Genomic DNA, 17,035 nt, shown 5'->3' on the forward strand with positions numbered 1-17,035 from the left:
ACAAAACACACTAAATAGTATTAATTTCTATTACTTTAAAAAGAGAAATTACACTCTAGTGAACAGAAATATAAAAATGAAACAAAAAACAAATTATCTAGAATATTTCTACATAACATAACCGAAAGACAGGAGTGATACGACTATAAATTATAGCCCTATAAAGAACAAAAAAAGGTTCTCACCTTGAACAAATGAAAACCTTTTAGGTAAAGAATAATAAAAAAATCAATTAACGCTGACAATACTTACTCTTAAAAGTAAGCTTAGTCATTATTAGCATATGAAAATACTACTTTCCTTATTTAACTGTATACTATCTATACTTACTTTGTCTATTTAAGACAATCAATAGATAATTCGTAAAAATCAATCAATTTACAAGCACAGTACTCTATTAGTATTATCAGTACACTAAATTACTAATAAATTAACTATAAAAAAACTAAAAATAAGACAATCTTTCTCACTAAAATATACAAACTTTTATTGTCCAATATCCACTGAAAACCTTTGAGATAAAACACAAAAAAAGGTCAGTAAATACCAACCTTCAATATCATACATCTTTTAGTTTATTGCTTAATCGCCTTAATCATACGATCATTGCCGACCATATCTTTTCGGAGCTCTATATCCTTAAAGTCAAGAGAGGTGAATAGTGCCTTAGTTTCCGCCCCTAAATATTGATTAATCTCATAAAAAAGCATTCCCCCTGTCGACAAACTCCCTTGAGCTAACTGAGCGATTTGACGATAAAAAATTAACGGGTCATTATCTTGAACAAATAAAGCCAGATGGGGCTCATAGTCTAATACATTCTTTCTGATTTCTACCTTTTCCAAGTTTCGTACATAAGGAGGATTGGACACGACAATGTCATAAGTAGCAGGCAAAGCCTCTAAAGCCAACACATCTTGTAAGATTGTCTCTACCTTCACACCGTTAGCGACAGCATTAGCTTTTGCCATTTCTAAGGCTTCTATAGACACATCCATCAAAGTTACCTGCGTATTAGGAAGTTCCGCGGCTAAGGTGATTCCAATACATCCACTTCCCGTCCCGATATCCAATATGCGAATCGCTCTGTCTTTAGGTGCACTATTGACTACCCACTCCACAAGTTCTTCTGTTTCTGCTCGAGGAATTAAGGTAAAAGAATTTACCTGAAACACTCGTCCGTAAAAATGCGCTTTGCCAAAGATATACTGAATCGGCTTTTCTGCGGTCAAATCAGCCAATACTTCCTCCCAAGCCGCTGCTTTTTGCGTTTGCATCGATGGATCCATCACAAGATCAATGCGAGACTTTCCTTCTAATTCCTCCAAGGCAATATAAAACAATTGCTGAGCTTCTTCCTTATCATATATAGGCGTTAAAACAGTTGTAAAACGCGCTTGAATTATCTTAATATCCATAGTTAACAGCTAAAAACAAATGACTTCTAGCGAAAAAGATTAAATTTGTTCAAAGATACAGCTTTATCAACTTTGGAAAAACACGAATTATATATTTCTCGCTGCTTACAACTAGCCAAACAAGGCACCTATGCAGCGCTGCCCAACCCTTCAGTTGGAGCAGTAATTGTTCACAACGATAAGATTATTGGCGAAGGCTTCACCTCTGCCTATGGCGGTCCTCACGCCGAACCCAATGCCATAGCATCAGTGAAGAATCCTGAGCTGCTCAAAGAAAGTACGCTATACGTGAGCTTAGAGCCGTGTAGTCACTTTGGCAAAACACCTCCTTGTGCGGATTTAGTGATTGAAAAGAAAATCCCTAAAGTAGTTATTGGCACCATAGACCCTTTTGCAAAAGTATGTGGTCGCGGTATTGAGAAGATGCGCGAAGCTGGTATAGAAGTTATCGTCGGCATTTTAGAAAAAAAGTGTCAAGAAAGCAACAAGCGCTTCTTTACTTTCCATCAAAATAAACGTCCCTATATCATCTTGAAATGGGCGCAAACCGCTGATGGATTCATTGCTCCAAACACCCAAGTAGACAACCGCCCTTTTTGGATATCCAACAACTATTCCAAGCAATTGGTACACAAGTGGAGAAGTGAAGAAATGGCTTTTTTAGTAGGTACTAATACCGCGTTAAAAGACAATCCATCGCTTACCACACGTGATTGGTATGGCAAAGACCCTGTACGTGTCTATCTAGATCGAACAGGTAAAGTAACCCAACCAAACGCTTTACTCGACGGTGTGGCTAAAACAATCTGTATAACAACCAACAATGACTTAGTCTCTACAGACAAGGTTGTTTATGCTTATGCGGACTTTAGCACTAATTTACCTCAGCAGATTTGTGATATTCTATATCAGCACAATATCTTATCGGTGGTAATTGAAGGAGGCACAACTACCCTTGACGCTTTTATCAATTGTGGTTTATGGGACGAGGCTCGTATCTTTGTCGCCCAACACAACTTGGGTGATGGAGTAAAAGCTCCCCAAGTTCCAAGCAGTAATAATACAGTACAACACCGTATCCTAAACGATACGTTAAACATCGTAAAGAGATAACATGAGTGAAATCTTAGATTCATATAAAACCATTAGTCAACCCACCCCTGAAGTCTTATACAAAGAAAAAAACAGTAAATTCTTTGGCTATGCCTTCCCTATCAAAAGTGAAGACGAAGTAAAAGACACCTTAGAGCGCATCAAAAAAGAACACTACAATGCTAGACACTGGTGTTATGCCTTCCAATTAGGGGCTGAACAGGTCTATTACCGCGCCAATGATGACGGCGAGCCTAGTAATACCGCTGGAGCACCGATACACGGGCAAATACAGTCTTATGAGGTCACAGATATACTTATTGTAGTTGTTCGCTACTTTGGCGGAGTCAAACTAGGTGTAGGTGGACTAATCACCGCTTATCGCGCAACGGCTCAAATGGCTATGGAAGAAGCCGATATCGTCGAAAAGACCATTGACAAGACCTTCAAAGTGCGCTTTGAATACAAGGATATGAACAACGTCATGCGTGTAATCAAAGAAAAGAACCTAAACATCATTGGCCAAACCATGGAGATGAGTTGCGAAATCGAACTCTCTATCCGAAAAAGCGAATATGACCAAGCCCTTGAGGCTTTCGTCCCTTTCTACGAAGTCAAAGTCGTAGAAGCAACCGCTGATGATTATTGATATAAACAGACAAAGCAGCCCTAGGGCTGCTTTGCTGATAAGAATTGTTTAAAAAATTTAAACAGAACATGTCACTTACGTGATAAGATTTCTTCTGCTTTTCGAGCAATAGCCTGATCTGCATCTTTAAGCGTCCTTTCAGCTACTTCTCTTGAAATATTATGACTATTCTTTAAACAATCATTTAGCCACTTCTCAAACACTCTTTTTCCTTTAGATTGATTAATTGATCGCAATGTCACTTTTACAATTCCTTTACAATTAACTAACTCAGCAATTTCCTCATTTGACATTTTATCTCTAAACTTCATAAATAACTCTTCACTAGAACGCACATGTTCATAATCATATTTATGCTCCTTTGTAATGCCAAGAAACATCTTCGTATTTTGCCATAAGCTTCTTCTTTATATTGCACTTAACTAAAATTACAATTACTTAAAAACAATACCCTGTATTATTTCCTAAAACCACACTGTCACTACACAAAAAAAAGCGACTGGAGAAAACCCCAATCGCTTGTTTAGTTATAATAATTTGGAAACGGTATTGATTTTTTTGTCTTACCCCCTTACCGAGTTAAAGGCGTCAATTACTGATATACCAAATATAGTGTATATCTAAGGAATTTATATATTTTTTATACGAACGCTTTCTAAATAAATACTCTTAAGTCAGTAAAAGTAACCTTCTATTTAAACCAACCTATTATTGCTATAAAAAATTATCGCACACAACATCCGTAGTATCAAATAACTAGTAAAACTTAACTATTCTAACCTTTATTATGTTTTGTGAAATGAATTTATAAGGTATACATTTGCTATACTTTTATTTAATCTAAATAAATATTGTGTAATTTAAATTTATAAAAATGATTAAAACACATTGGTTAGTCTCTAGCCTATTACTAGCATTAACACTAGGTGCATGTACATCTTCTAACGATACGCAACACCAACAAAGTGAAGTAGCAATTCAAAAAATATCAATTGACAAACTAAGTATTGGTTTAAACAATAACAAACAAGCCACACCAAATACACCACTACCAATTCAGGCTAAAATCAACTCCAAAAGCAAAATTAAAAAAGTAACAATACGACTTAAAAAGGATAATACTACTATATGGGAAAATAACTACACCGACATACAAGACCAACTTAATACCTCTCTTCCATTTGATCAATTACAGTCAAAAATATCACCAAATAGTAAACTCGCAATTGAAATAACAGCAAGTGATAAAAACAATACTTCTATTTCAATTGTTGAACAAATCGATTATTTAGACTTTGTTATAAAAGGTGTGAGTTTAAATACTATTTATGCTGAGGAAGTTTTAAATAATAAAATCTTTATAAACTCCACAAGCAGTTATTTAAATTATCAAAACCTAGATTACTCTGGCGAATTACAAAAAGTTCGATACTACTTTGAAAACCCAAATAATAAACAAGCTTCTTTTTATTTAGATACTAAGGTTAGTGACTTTGAAAAAGACACACAAAAACAAATTAACATTTATCTAGAAAAACAACTTCTCGAGTCCAATGAAAAAATAAAACCAGGAGATTATCACTTGTATATTGAGGTAACAAAAGATGATAAAACCTATAGCCCTGTGTTAATACAAGAAAATGTATCGATAAATGCACCAAAAACACAATATGAAACTACTGATGTGATTTTTAGTGCAACACCTAATTATGATAATAGTCTTGATCGAAACAAATTCTTCTTTGACAATAAAAGATTAACCTTCTTAATTAAAGGACTAAAAAATATCTATACAAAAAACCAAGATATAGAAATAATAGCCGTTAGGTTAATTGAAAACAACCCCACAAGCAAACCTCACTCAATACTAGTAAACTTCATATACGGCTATATGGACGCATCAATGGTTTTACCAGAAAACCAATTCCATGGTAGATCAAACAAAGACATTCCCGCTTACAATGCCTATATCGATATAATATATTCAAATGGATATAGCGAAGCTATATATGTAGGAGAGATTACTAAATACAATTAACAAGTCTAAACCCTTAGAGTTAATTTAGTAAAAACACTCAGTAATTACCACCAAATTAACACTATATAACTCTATAAAATAGATAAAGCGGGAATTATCACATAACTCCCGCTTTAACTATATAATTAAAATAATAAAACTTATTTATCTAGTCCCACAAAGGCTAAAAAAGCATCGTAGTGCTGAGCCAAGAAGAGTTGATATCCTTCACTGCGCTCCACACTCACCTTCTGAAAATCAGGTTGAGCAGCTAAGTAATACAAGAATGCTTCTACGCGATCACCTGGGATACTAAGGTCTTGTGACAATAAAGCTGGTGGATATTTCTCTTTAAAATCTTCTACGATCAAATTCAGCTTTTCATAAACAATGGCTTGTTTGTCTTTTTTGCGCTGCCCTGAAAATAGGTTAAACAAAGCATCTATACTGATACCAAGCCCTCCAGTGGCGGTAGCACTAGTAAGAGTATTGTCGCGTTTGAACTTAGCTTCTGCAGGAGTCAGCGTATTTTCAGCTGTCTTCCCAAAAAAGTCAGGGCCAAAATCTTTTTTAATGATAACGATTTCCTCTAGGCTCTGTCCCGGCTTAGCCAATACGACATTGACACGTCCTTTCTTCAAATCTTCCTTTTCCACGATATAGTCGGAAGTCACGCTATACTTACTAGTGAAGCGAAGCGTATCCCCTGCTTTAGCAAGAATCATATAGTAGCCTGTTTGATCTACAGCTACGTGTTCGTTACTTCTTCGGTTTTCGATATTCACCGGCACACTACGCCCATCGAGCAATCGCGCTCGTCCATCAACTAATTTTTGCTCTTGAGCAAAAGCTGTGGTAGCTATTAATCCAGCTAGTAAAACTAACCCTTTTGCAGATTTCATATTCATTTGTTTTTGTAAATATAGACAATTACTAAGTCTTTTTGCGAATAAATTTCGACTAATTCTTTAGTAGCTAAACTATTGAATCCAATTTTTCTCTGACGTAATCAGGTGCTGCGCAAGGACGTGCGTTTTCCATATTGACAAACACCAAAATTGAGTTGGCAGTAGTTAATAATTCGCCTTGTTCATTGTATAATTCATAGTCGAATTCGATCTTCACACCACTGGCTTTTTTAAAGATTGTTCTAACTGTAAGATTATCATCATACTTAGCTCCTTTTTTGTAATTCATTGTCAAAGATACCACTGGAAGCATCACTCCAAGCTCTTCCATCTTTCGATAAGAAACGCCTAAGTTGCGAAGCCACTCAACTCGCCCAATTTCAAAGTATTGCGCGTAATTTCCGTGGTAAACCACACCCATTTTATCCGTCTCAGCGTAGCGTACACGTAAGGTTGTGTTAAATGTTCTCATATATATTTTAGTTTATTTGCGTATTGTTTTTTTTTCTCTACGTATCATTTTTTTTTGATTATTACAATGACTAAAATGTTTTTTTATCCCAAAAATTGTTCACATATTTGCCACTGAAATCAATCATGGTTTCCACCCCTTTAAAATCACTCAAAAATAGTAACTGTTTTTTAATTCTAACCAAAAATGCGTGAATATACGAACATGACAGCTGAATCTGTATGGAACAATTGTCTGGAATTCATAAAGGATAATATTCAAGACCAAGCCTACAAGACTTGGTTCACGCCTATTAAGCCTATTGAATTGACCAAAGAGAATTCTTTGTGTATTCAGGTACCTTCTAAATTCTTTTACGAATGGTTAGAGGAACACTATGTAAAAATTCTAAAAGTAGCCTTAACTAAGCAATTAGGACCAGAGGCAAAATTATTGTACAAAATACAAATGGAGTCTGCCAATACAGGCAAACAACCATTCACAGAACAATTACCTAGTGCTCAAAGAAGCCCAGTAAAACCGCAAGAGTTAGATGTACCAATCCAAAACAAGAATCCTGAATTAAAAAATCCTTTTATAATTCCTGGTATTCGCAATGTCAAGATTGAGTCACAATTAAATGCAAACTATTCTTTTGACAATTTCCTAGAAGGGGATTCTAACCGTTTAGCACGTTCAGCTGGTTTGGCTGTAGCTAATAAACCAGGGGGAACTTCGTTCAACCCTTTACTTGTCTTTGGAGGCGTAGGACTTGGAAAAACGCACTTAGCACAAGCTATCGGTGTTGAAATCAAAGACCTATATCCTGAGAAAACGGTTTTATACATCTCTGCAGAGGTATTTACTCAGCAGTATGTGGACTCTGTGAAAAAGAACACAAGAAACGACTTCATCTACTTCTATCAATTAATTGATGTACTTATTGTCGATGATATTCAATTCTTATCTGGTAAGACAGGAACACAGGAAGTATTCTTCCATATCTTCAACCACTTGCACCAAAACGGCAAACAGGTTATTATCACTTCTGATAAAGCACCTGTAGAAATGCAAGATATTGAACAACGATTACTTTCTCGTTTTAAATGGGGATTATCTGCCGAGATACACCACCCAGATTTCGAGACAAGAGTAAAAATCGTTGAAGGAATTTTATTCCGCGATGGTGTTGAAATGCCTAAAGAAATCATTGAATACGTTGCTCAAAACGTATCGACAAATATCCGTGAATTAGAAGGAGCTATTATTTCATTAATCGCTCAGTCATCATTCATCAAGCGCGAAGTAACGTTAGATTTAGCTCGCTCGGTAGTTGAAAAATTCGTGAAGAATGTTAAAAGAGAAATCTCTATTGATTACATTCAAACAGTTGTTTCTGACTATTTCGACATCGATCCAATAACACTTCGCTCAAAAACAAGAAAGAGAAATATCGCTCAAGCTAGACAATTAGCTATGTATTTTGCCAAAAAATACACGAAAGCTTCGCTAGCAAGTATTGGTTCTCAAATTGGTGGACGTGACCACGCTACTGTGCTTCACGCTTGCAGAACAATTGACAACCTAATCGAGACAGACAAAGAGTTTAGAAGACATCACGACGATATCAACCTTAAATTCAACATGTAATGAAGGCAAGAATATTGATGGTTTGTTTGGGTAATATCTGCCGATCACCACTAGCTGAGGGAATACTACAAGCTAAGCTTCCAAAAGAAGACTTCTTAGTGGACTCAGCAGGTACAGGGGCATGGCACGTAGGACAACTACCTGATCCTCGATCAATAGAAGTAGCTAACAATTACGACATTGACCTGACTACACAGCGCGCTCGTCAATTTGTCCCAGAAGACTTCGACCGCTTCGACCGCATTTATGTAATGGATCATTCCAATTATGACAATGTGGTAAAATTAGCCCCTTCTGAAGAAGCTAAACAAAAAGTAAAGCTTATTCTAAATGAGTCTAATCCAGGGAAAGACTTAGAAGTACCCGATCCCTATTTTGGTGGACCAGGTGGTTTTTACAACGTGTATAGAATGCTAAACGAAGCCTGTGACAGTATAGCAAGACAATTACAAGCTTAGATAAATATACAAATGGAAGAAAGAAATTCTCTTCCATTTTTTTTATTCATACCTTTACCCCTATTAAAAAAGTTTACAACCTAACAATGGACAATACCAATACATACGGAACCTTATATCTAATTCCCATCACCCTTGGAGAGACGACTAATCCATTAGACGTATTACCGCAAACGGTCAAAAGAGCGATAAAAATGCTAGATATTTTTATTGTGGAAAACCAAAAGACAGCAAGGCGATTTATCAAGAGTATTTGTCCAGAGAAAAAACAATCTGAATTAATCTTATTACCCCTAAACAAGCATACGGAAATAAGTGAATACAAAGATTATATCAAACCATTACTGGAAGGGAAAAGTGTCGGAGTAATGAGTGAAGCAGGTTGTCCTGGGGTAGCTGATCCAGGAGCAGTAATTGTCGATTTAGCACATAAGAAAAACATAAAAGTTACACCACTTGTAGGCCCTTCTTCTATTCTATTGTCTGTCATGGCATCAGGAATGAATGGTCAGAGCTTCGCTTTCAATGGGTATTTGCCTATCGACAAATCAGATAAGAAAAATGCTTTAAAAAACTTAGAGAAAACCTCACAAGAACGCAATCAGTCTCAATTATTCATAGAGACTCCTTATAGAAACAATCAGCTCCTAGCCGATATGTGTCAGATACTCAACCCAAACACACTCATCTGTGTAGCTTGTGACATCACATTGGAATCAGAGTTTATTCAAACTAAACCAGCCTCATTGTGGAAAAAGACAAAAATAGACTTACACAAGCGTCCGTGTATCTTTATCATACACAAAAACTAATAGGGGTATTTTAAGCTCTTTTAACAGGCTTACAAATAAATAGTCGATTGAATTACATACCAATCACAAAACGCATAAAAAAGCACGTATTAGTTAGACTAATACGTGCTTTTTTATATATAATCGTTTGATATGATCTTTCTTATAGATCCACCAGCTGTTATTCAGATTTATCCGTTGGTTCTTTTTCCTTTGGCAATAAGAAGCCCAAACGCATTGATCGAAGCATCTTTTTGACAAAGTTCCAAAAGAAAGTATGTTGCCCAAAAATAGTTCCAATCGTTACAAGTAGCACCTTGTACATAGGCATGATGATGATGATATACAGTATCCAATACGGTACTGGGTGCATTACTCCTCTCTCTATACCTAAAAAAGATAGAATAGGCTTAGATACATAAGCCGCCGTAGATCCCGTAATAGCAAATACGACAAGAATAATGGTCAACTGAAAATTAGATGTCAACCCCCAACGTTGTTTTAACTTCTCCATTAATTGATTTTATCCAAGGCAAAACTAAGACTTTTTATAGTAGTAAAAAATTAAAACAGAAATTTTATAGATTTCTTATATATCTAGTCCTTTAGGTTAAAAATACACATAAAAAAAGACCATTGTACCAATGGCCTTTGTAGTTATATCTCAATTGATGCTATTGCCTCACATACGTAGTCGTGCATAACTTCTCTGTAATCCAAATGTGTCACCATTCGAAGCCAACCACCCCCCATATCGCTAATACTGATATTCTTTTGCTTCAATTTTTCAAAGAACTTTGGTATATCCTCGTTCTTGTGTAAGCGAAAGATAATAATATTAGTTTGAACGGGCAGAACTTCAGCTATCCAACTCTTTTTATTTAATGCCACTTCAAGCTGTCTAGCGCGCAAGTGATCACTTTGCAATCTGCTCACATTATTTTTTAAAGCATATAAGGCCGCAGCTGCTAAGTAGCCTGTCTGACGCATTGCTCCCCCCATCAGCTTACGCAGGCGCATTGCCTTTTGAATATCAGCCTTACTTCCGATGAGAGCTGATCCTACAGGTGCTCCTAGTCCTTTAGAAAAACAAACCGAAATAGTGTCAAACAGCTTTCCGAAATGCGTCGGGTGTTGTGCCTTAGCTACTAAAGCATTCCATAGACGAGCACCGTCCAAGTGAAGTTTCATTCCTTTCTCATCACACACCGCTCTAATTCTCTCTATTTCAGAAAGCTCATAACAAGCTCCACCACCTTTATTAGTAGTATTTTCAAGACAAACTAATGTCGATATTGGATAGTGAAAATTACTCGCATCAGTGTACATATCCAAGACTTGCTCAGCTGTAATGCGTCCGCGATTACCATCAATCACCCCACAAGACACTCCACTATGAAAGGCTGGTCCTCCCGCTTCATATTGGTTAATATGCGATGATCGCTCGCAGATCAATTGATCCCCTGGCTGAGTGTGTAATTTGATTGCGACTTGATTAGCCATCGTACCAGAGGGAAAAAACAATGCCGCTTCCATACCAAAAAGCTCTGCCACTGTATGTTCTAATTCATTTGTACTCCCGTCTTGTTTATAAACATCATCACCTACTCTAGCCTTTAGCATATAATTCAACATTTCTGGAGTAGGCTTGGTAATTGTATCACTGGTTAAATTAATTTCCATATATAATTTGGAATAAGTATTTTTGTGCATAAATGTATTAAAAAATATGGTAACTACAGAACAACAGAAGGACATTATTGATCGCCTTGGTGCGTTAAGGAGGTATCTTTGACATCGATAAGAAATTAATCGAGATCACAAACGAAGAAGAAAAAACCTTTGCGCCAGACTTTTGGAACAACCCAAAGCAGGCGGAAGTCATCGTTAAAAACCTGAAATCCAAAAAGAAATGGGTAGAAGACTTTGATAGTGCAAAAAGCGCTATTGAAGAAATGCAAATACTTGTCGAATTTTATACTGCAGGAGAAGCAAGCTCAGAAGATGTAGAAGAGCAATACCAGTTGGCTCTGACGACAATTGAAGAATTAGAGTTTAAGAATATGCTTTCAGATGAAGGAGATAGTATGAGTGCAGTGTTGCAGATCACAGCAGGTGCAGGGGGAACAGAAAGTTGTGACTGGGCTTCAATGCTAATGCGCATGTACATCATGTGGGGGGAGAAAAACGGCTTTAAGATCAAAGAACTCAATTACCAAGAAGGAGAGGTTGCCGGTGTAAAAACAGTTACCTTAGAAATCGATGGAGAATACGGCTTTGGTTACTTAAAAGGGGAAAATGGAGTACATCGATTAGTTCGTATCTCACCATTTGACAGTAATGCAAAAAGACATACATCATTTGCATCTGTGTATGTATACCCATTAGCTGACGATACGATAGAGATCGAAGTAAGCCCTGCAGATATCTCATGGGAGACCATGCGATCAAGTGGAGCTGGAGGTCAAAATGTAAACAAAGTAGAAACGGCTGTGCGACTTCGTCACCACCCTACAGGAATTATCATTGAGAACTCCGAGACGCGTTCACAATTGGACAATAAAACCAAAGCAATGCAACTCTTAAAATCTCAACTTTACGAGATTGAATTAAAGAAAAAGCAAGCTATGCGCGATGAGATTGAAGCAAATAAGAAAAAGATAGAATGGGGATCTCAAATCAGAAACTATGTGATGCACCCTTACAAATTAGTCAAAGACGTGCGCACAGGAAAAGAGTCAACTGATGTAGACCATGTCATGGACGGAGGATTAGACGAATTCTTAAAAGCCTACCTAATGATGATGGGACAAAAAGAAGAAGATTAAAAACATGAATATAAAAATAAGAGCTACTTGTAGAAGTAGCTCTTATTTTTGTATCATATATTAACGAACTCATCGCTATAAAAATAGACTCACAAGATAGTAAACAATCATTGCTATAATAGCAGATACAGGAATAGTCAATACCCATGCCCATAAAAGGTTAATGGTCACCCCCCATCTCACGGCAGATATACGCTTGGTCACACCAACCCCGATAATCGACCCCGTAATAGTATGGGTAGTTGATACTGGAATCCCTAAATGTTCAGTCACATATAAGGCTACTGCTCCTGCTGTCTCAGCTGCTACTCCTTCCAGCGGTGTCACCTTAGTAATCTTAGATCCCATCGTCTTTACGATCTTCCAACCACCAGATAGAGTACCCAAACCGATAAAGATAAACGATGCTAAAGGTACCCACCACCAATGCTCTACAAATAAAGCAAAAGTATCTGCTCCTTCGGCCATATAAGCCGCATCTAAATCAACATTCATGTGGTAGTAAATTACTGCTGCTCCAATGATCCCCATCACTTTCTGAGCGTCGTTTCCTCCATGTCCTAAAGAGAATAAGGCCGAAGAAACTAACTGCAGTCGTTTGAACCATACCTCACATTTGTGGTGATTCATCTTTCTACAAACCCACATAATGGCTACGGTAATAAAGTAAGCCAAGACCATTCCTAAGAATGGGGCTCCAAAGATGAACAAGAAAATAGGAATTACTTTCTCATACACAATCACATCTGTTCCCCCTGGAGCAAAACCTCCTGCATGAGCTACAGCAGCTCCAATAAACCCACCGATCAAAGTATGTGAAGAAGAAGAAGGAATACCCAACTTCCAGGTGATTAAATTCCATATAATTGCCGCTACTAAACCAGAAAGAATAACCTCCAGATTAATAAAGTCAATATTGACTGACTTGGCGATTGTATTACCGATTTTAAACTCTCCAATGATATACAAAGAGATAAAATAGGCTACAAAGTTAAACGCTGCTGCCCAAAGTACGGCTTGAAAAGGCGTCAATACACGCGTAGTAACAATAGTCGCAATAGAATTGGCTGCATCGTGAAATCCGTTAATATAATCAAATCCTAAAGCCAATACGATAATAACGATCAGCATTATCCCTGCTTGATTACTCAACATTTCTGTGATAAACTCCATACGTATAAAACCTTAGTGATTAAGCGTATTTTACAGTAACTGCCTCTAGCACGTTGGCTACGTTTCTACAACTATCGGTAGCAGACTCCAAAGCCATCATTACTTCTTTATACTTAATTATTTCGATTGCGTCATGTTCGTTTTCAAAGATATCAGCTACAGCTTTATCAAATACTTTATCAGCTTTGCGCTCTAGTCGAGAAATATTCTTACATACCTCAGCTAATACATCTAAGTTCTTCATGTCCTTTAGCTGCATTAACCCCTTAGACACTTCACTACACGCCTCTAGATTAGCTTCTGTAAGTTTGCGAAGTGGCTTAGTCACTTTATCAATTTGATAAAGGCGCATACGAGAAGCTGCATCCGATAAGTTATCTGCAATAGCATCAACACCTGTAATAAGGTTGTGAATATCTTCTCGATCAAAAGGAGTAATGAAATTAGTACCCAATTCTACACGTGTAGTTTGTGCGATTGCTTCTATTTCTTGTTTTAGAACCTCAACATCTCTTAATAATTTATCTCTTTCTTTGGCAGGAGCATTTACTGCTTCGTGCAAAGTTTGTGAAAGCGTCTTAATTTTATTAGCTGCTTGCTCAAATAATGGATAGAATACTTTATCCTTTGGTACTAAAAATTGAAAAATACTGTTTAATGACATTGTAAATAAAATGTGTGAATAAAACTTTAACAAATTTACATTATTCTAATTAGAAGTAATGCCCTTACTTCTTGTTTTTTTACTACTCAATTGTTGTGCCACTTGTTTCATATAAGGCGATTTTTTGTATTTTAGCCAATAAACAGAGCGACCTATCATTGAAAAAACCAAAAAACTATGGATATAAACTTCAATAAAAACGAAGACCACAATAAACTTTTACTATCAGACTTAAAGAGAAAATTAGTCAAAGTAAAGTTGGGTGGTGGAGAAAAAAGAATAGCAAAGCTACACGATCAAGGCAAACTAACAGCTCGCGAACGTATTGACTACTTGTTAGACAAAGACAGCAAGAGCATAGAAATAGGGGCGTTTGCAGGAGAAGACATGTACCCAGAGCACGGAGGATGCCCTTCAGGTGGTGTAGTGGTCAAAATAGGCTATATTAAAGGCAAACAATGTATTGTGGTGGCTAACGATGCAACAGTAAAAGCAGGTGCATGGTTTCCAATCACTGGAAAGAAGAACCTAAGAGCTCAAGAAATTGCTATTGAAAACAAACTACCAATTATCTACCTTGTGGACAGTGCAGGAGTATATTTACCACTACAAGATGAGATTTTTCCAGACAAAGAACACTTTGGGAGAATATTTAGAAACAATGCTATTATGAGCAGCATGGGGATAACCCAAATAGCTGCAGTTATGGGAAGTTGCGTCGCAGGCGGGGCATACTTACCGATCATGAGCGATGAAGCACTAATCGTCGATAAGACGGGAAGTATCTTCTTAGCTGGAAGTTACCTTGTAAAAGCAGCTATCGGAGAAAGTATAGACAATGAAACACTAGGTGGAGCAACAACACACTGTGAGATATCTGGAGTGACAGACTATAAAGCAAAAGACGACAAAGATGCCCTAGATACAATAAAAAACATCGTGGATAAAATAGGAGACTTTGACAAAGCAGGATACAACAGAGTAAAAGCTGTAAAGCCAGCACTACCTCAAGAAGATATCTACGGCATATTGCCAAAGGCACGTTCGGAGCAATACGACATGATGGAAATCATCAAGCGACTAGTCGATGACTCTGCTTTCGAAGAGTACAAACAAGGCTACGGACAGACCATAATCACAGGGTATGCACGTATAGACGGCTGGGCTGTCGGTATTGTCGCTAATCAGCGAAAAGTGGTCAAGACTAAAAAAGGTGAAATGCAGTTTGGTGGAGTTATCTACTCTGATTCAGCAGACAAAGCAACCCGCTTTATCGCTAACTGTAATCAGAAAAAAATACCTCTAGTATTTCTTCAAGATGTAACTGGGTTTATGGTTGGATCAAAATCAGAACACGGGGGAATCATCAAAGATGGCGCAAAAATGGTAAATGCAGTATCTAACTCTGTAGTACCTAAATTCACGGTAGTAGTCGGCAATTCATACGGAGCAGGTAACTATGCTATGTGTGGTAAAGCCTATGACCCTAGATTAATCTTCGCATGGCCAAGTGCAGAACTAGCAGTAATGGGTGGTGCACAGGCTGCTAAGGTACTTATGCAGATTGAAGCTTCATCACTAAAAGCAAAAGGAAAAGAATTGTCTGCTGATCAAGAAGAAGAGTTATTCAATAAAATTAAAGCCAAATACGACAACCAAGTATCTCCATACTATGCGGCAGCCCGCCTATGGACTGATGCAATCATCGACCCACTAGATACCCGTCAATGGATCTCAATGGGTATCGAAGCAGCGAACCATGCTCCTATCGAGAAACCTTTTAACTTAGGTGTTATTCAAGTATAAACATAATAAAAGGGGAAGCAACTTGCTTCCCCTTTTTATTTTTATTTAGATAAAGATATTATAACTTCCTACAGCTTTATTGTTTACTCTAAGCAATTTATCTAAATCATCCTCAGTAACTTTTTTACCTTCTCTAACTTTTCTTAGTACTTTTCTCACCTCTCCTAATTCATTCGAAACAGAAGAGTAAAAACTAGTATAAGAGTCTAGTTTATGTTCTTTCGTTAGTTCCTCAACATATAAACCTTTGTGTTGTTCAAAATTAGTTTCAATCTTTTTGTACAAATCTTCTAACTCTTGTTTTTTTCCACCTTCTTCAGCTTGTGTATAAAACAAGTCAACTAACTGCTCTATACTTTTCAAATCCCCTTTTACAGTCATAATCGCATCTTTAATTGGAGAATCAGCCAGAATGATAGCTTCCGCTTTTTCAGTTACCACATCAACCTTATCAAGAATTAATGGTCTGATATTCTGACAAGCTTCATAGGCCTGCTCTAATGTTTTAGCATACTCTTCTGCCTTAATCCATTTATTGTCTTTGCAATCTTCATTGTTTAAATATTTGATATATACAACACCTGTTCCTGCTATCAAATCTCTATTCTTTTTGTACTCCCCTACTTTTTCTTTAAAAAAAGCTTGTTCTTCTTCCGATAGCACAGTAGGTGGTACTGTTAGACTTTCATTCTTCTTATTCAATCCTATTCGGTGATCAACAAAAAACACTTCCTTTGGAATTTCATAACGTTGTAATGTTTTCTTTTTCTCGGTAGCATTAACTAGCTTAACCAAATCACTTTGTCTTGAATTAAGATAAGAATTAGAATCATTCATATAGTCAATTACCGTATTAGTATAACCGATAATTGCATTTGCTTGTTCCATACCATCTACATTCTCCCCCCCTACGTTTTTGTTATCCTTACAGCCTATTGCTAAGAATAAACACACTCCTAATAAAGTAATTATTTTCTCTCTAGTTATTTTTATTTATAATTCACATAAAATCAACACTATTTATAAAAACAAACGCAACAAAAACACACAAATAAACAATTTTAAAAACAAATAAGGAATATTAAAATATACCACCGTGAATTCAAGTTATAAATGCAACATTAGTCATT

Annotated in this window: 17 protein-coding genes; 8 read left to right on the forward strand and 9 right to left on the reverse strand. The window is 36.7% G+C overall.

The features are described 5' to 3' along the window. Nucleotides 1-575: 575 nt before the first annotated feature. Nucleotides 576-1,418, reverse strand: a complete 843-nt coding sequence (prmC, locus tag GJV77_RS10305) for a peptide chain release factor N(5)-glutamine methyltransferase (RefSeq protein WP_155036275.1) — start codon at nucleotides 1,416-1,418, stop codon at nucleotides 576-578. A 45-nt stretch (nucleotides 1,419-1,463) separates the two neighbouring features. Between prmC and ribD the strand changes: the two genes are divergently transcribed. Beyond that, on the forward strand, nucleotides 1,464-2,531 hold the full coding sequence (ribD, locus tag GJV77_RS10310; RefSeq protein ID WP_155036276.1) for a bifunctional diaminohydroxyphosphoribosylaminopyrimidine deaminase/5-amino-6-(5-phosphoribosylamino)uracil reductase RibD: 1,068 nt from the start codon (nucleotides 1,464-1,466) through the stop codon (nucleotides 2,529-2,531). Nucleotide 2,532: 1 nt separating this feature from the next. After that, nucleotides 2,533-3,159, forward strand: a complete 627-nt coding sequence (locus tag GJV77_RS10315) for an IMPACT family protein (protein WP_155036277.1) — start codon at nucleotides 2,533-2,535, stop codon at nucleotides 3,157-3,159. A 71-nt stretch (nucleotides 3,160-3,230) separates the two neighbouring features. Here the strand turns inward: GJV77_RS10315 and GJV77_RS10320 are convergent, their stop codons facing one another. Then, the gene (locus GJV77_RS10320; RefSeq protein ID WP_155036278.1) at nucleotides 3,231-3,539 is read right to left on the reverse strand and encodes a hypothetical protein; all 309 of its coding nucleotides are present in this window, start codon (nucleotides 3,537-3,539) and stop codon (nucleotides 3,231-3,233) included. A 494-nt stretch (nucleotides 3,540-4,033) separates the two neighbouring features. Between GJV77_RS10320 and GJV77_RS10325 the strand changes: the two genes are divergently transcribed. Beyond that, entirely contained in the window at nucleotides 4,034-5,197 is a 1,164-nt protein-coding gene (locus GJV77_RS10325; protein WP_155036279.1) for a hypothetical protein, read from the forward strand. A 140-nt stretch (nucleotides 5,198-5,337) separates the two neighbouring features. Here GJV77_RS10325 and GJV77_RS10330 read toward each other — a convergent pair whose 3' ends face one another. Both GJV77_RS10330 and GJV77_RS10335 read right to left on the reverse strand, forming a co-directional pair. Continuing rightward, a complete protein-coding gene (locus tag GJV77_RS10330; protein ID WP_155036280.1) occupies nucleotides 5,338-6,078 on the reverse strand; it encodes a hypothetical protein in 741 nt (246 codons plus the stop codon). 73 nt (nucleotides 6,079-6,151) lie between these two features. After that, on the reverse strand, nucleotides 6,152-6,556 hold the full coding sequence (locus GJV77_RS10335; protein WP_155036281.1) for an acyl-CoA thioesterase: 405 nt from the start codon (nucleotides 6,554-6,556) through the stop codon (nucleotides 6,152-6,154). 186 nt (nucleotides 6,557-6,742) lie between these two features. Here GJV77_RS10335 and dnaA point away from each other — a divergent pair, with 186 nt between their 5' ends. The 3 genes from dnaA (at nucleotide 6,743) to GJV77_RS10350 (ending at nucleotide 9,455) form a co-directional block, all read left to right on the forward strand. Further along, nucleotides 6,743-8,185 (forward strand): chromosomal replication initiator protein DnaA, encoded by a 1,443-nt coding sequence (gene dnaA / locus GJV77_RS10340; RefSeq protein ID WP_155036282.1) that lies wholly within the window; start codon nucleotides 6,743-6,745, stop codon nucleotides 8,183-8,185. Continuing rightward, nucleotides 8,185-8,643 (forward strand): low molecular weight protein-tyrosine-phosphatase, encoded by a 459-nt coding sequence (locus tag GJV77_RS10345; protein ID WP_155036283.1) that lies wholly within the window; start codon nucleotides 8,185-8,187, stop codon nucleotides 8,641-8,643. The genes dnaA and GJV77_RS10345 overlap by 1 nt, the downstream gene beginning before the upstream one ends. Nucleotides 8,644-8,729: 86 nt before the next feature. Further along, the gene (locus GJV77_RS10350) at nucleotides 8,730-9,455 is read left to right on the forward strand and encodes an SAM-dependent methyltransferase (RefSeq protein ID WP_155036284.1); all 726 of its coding nucleotides are present in this window, start codon (nucleotides 8,730-8,732) and stop codon (nucleotides 9,453-9,455) included. A 160-nt stretch (nucleotides 9,456-9,615) separates the two neighbouring features. Here GJV77_RS10350 and GJV77_RS10355 read toward each other — a convergent pair whose 3' ends face one another. Both GJV77_RS10355 and GJV77_RS10360 read right to left on the reverse strand, forming a co-directional pair. Next, entirely contained in the window at nucleotides 9,616-9,948 is a 333-nt protein-coding gene (locus GJV77_RS10355; protein WP_155036285.1) for a DUF6787 family protein, read from the reverse strand. A gap of 143 nt (nucleotides 9,949-10,091) precedes the next feature. Beyond that, nucleotides 10,092-11,117, reverse strand: a complete 1,026-nt coding sequence (locus GJV77_RS10360; protein WP_155036286.1) for a threonine aldolase family protein — start codon at nucleotides 11,115-11,117, stop codon at nucleotides 10,092-10,094. Between the two features lie 46 nt (nucleotides 11,118-11,163). On the opposite strand from GJV77_RS10360, the gene prfB reads away from it, so the two are divergent. Beyond that, a protein-coding gene (gene prfB, locus GJV77_RS10365) for a peptide chain release factor 2 (protein ID WP_155036287.1) occupies nucleotides 11,164-12,262 on the forward strand; the annotation gives its coding sequence in 2 pieces (ribosomal slippage) (nucleotides 11,164-11,226 and nucleotides 11,228-12,262; 1,098 coding nt in all). A 75-nt stretch (nucleotides 12,263-12,337) separates the two neighbouring features. Here the strand turns inward: prfB and GJV77_RS10370 are convergent. Both GJV77_RS10370 and GJV77_RS10375 read right to left on the reverse strand, forming a co-directional pair. After that, nucleotides 12,338-13,435, reverse strand: a complete 1,098-nt coding sequence (locus GJV77_RS10370) for an inorganic phosphate transporter (protein ID WP_155036288.1) — start codon at nucleotides 13,433-13,435, stop codon at nucleotides 12,338-12,340. Between the two features lie 19 nt (nucleotides 13,436-13,454). Continuing rightward, entirely contained in the window at nucleotides 13,455-14,099 is a 645-nt protein-coding gene (locus GJV77_RS10375; protein WP_155036289.1) for a DUF47 domain-containing protein, read from the reverse strand. A gap of 177 nt (nucleotides 14,100-14,276) precedes the next feature. Here GJV77_RS10375 and GJV77_RS10380 point away from each other — a divergent pair, with 177 nt between their 5' ends. Then, a complete protein-coding gene (locus GJV77_RS10380) occupies nucleotides 14,277-15,905 on the forward strand; it encodes an acyl-CoA carboxylase subunit beta (protein WP_155036290.1) in 1,629 nt (542 codons plus the stop codon). Nucleotides 15,906-15,950: 45 nt separating this feature from the next. On the opposite strand, the gene GJV77_RS10385 is transcribed toward GJV77_RS10380, so the two are convergent. Continuing rightward, nucleotides 15,951-16,859 carry a hypothetical protein gene (locus GJV77_RS10385; RefSeq protein ID WP_155036291.1) on the reverse strand — a complete coding sequence of 303 codons (909 nt, stop codon included), beginning with the start codon at nucleotides 16,857-16,859 and terminating at the stop codon, nucleotides 15,951-15,953. Nucleotides 16,860-17,035 lie beyond the last annotated feature (176 nt).

Origin of the sequence: Myroides pelagicus (assembly GCF_009711055.1) — a bacterium.
GTDB lineage: Bacteria > Bacteroidota > Bacteroidia > Flavobacteriales > Flavobacteriaceae > Flavobacterium > Flavobacterium pelagicum.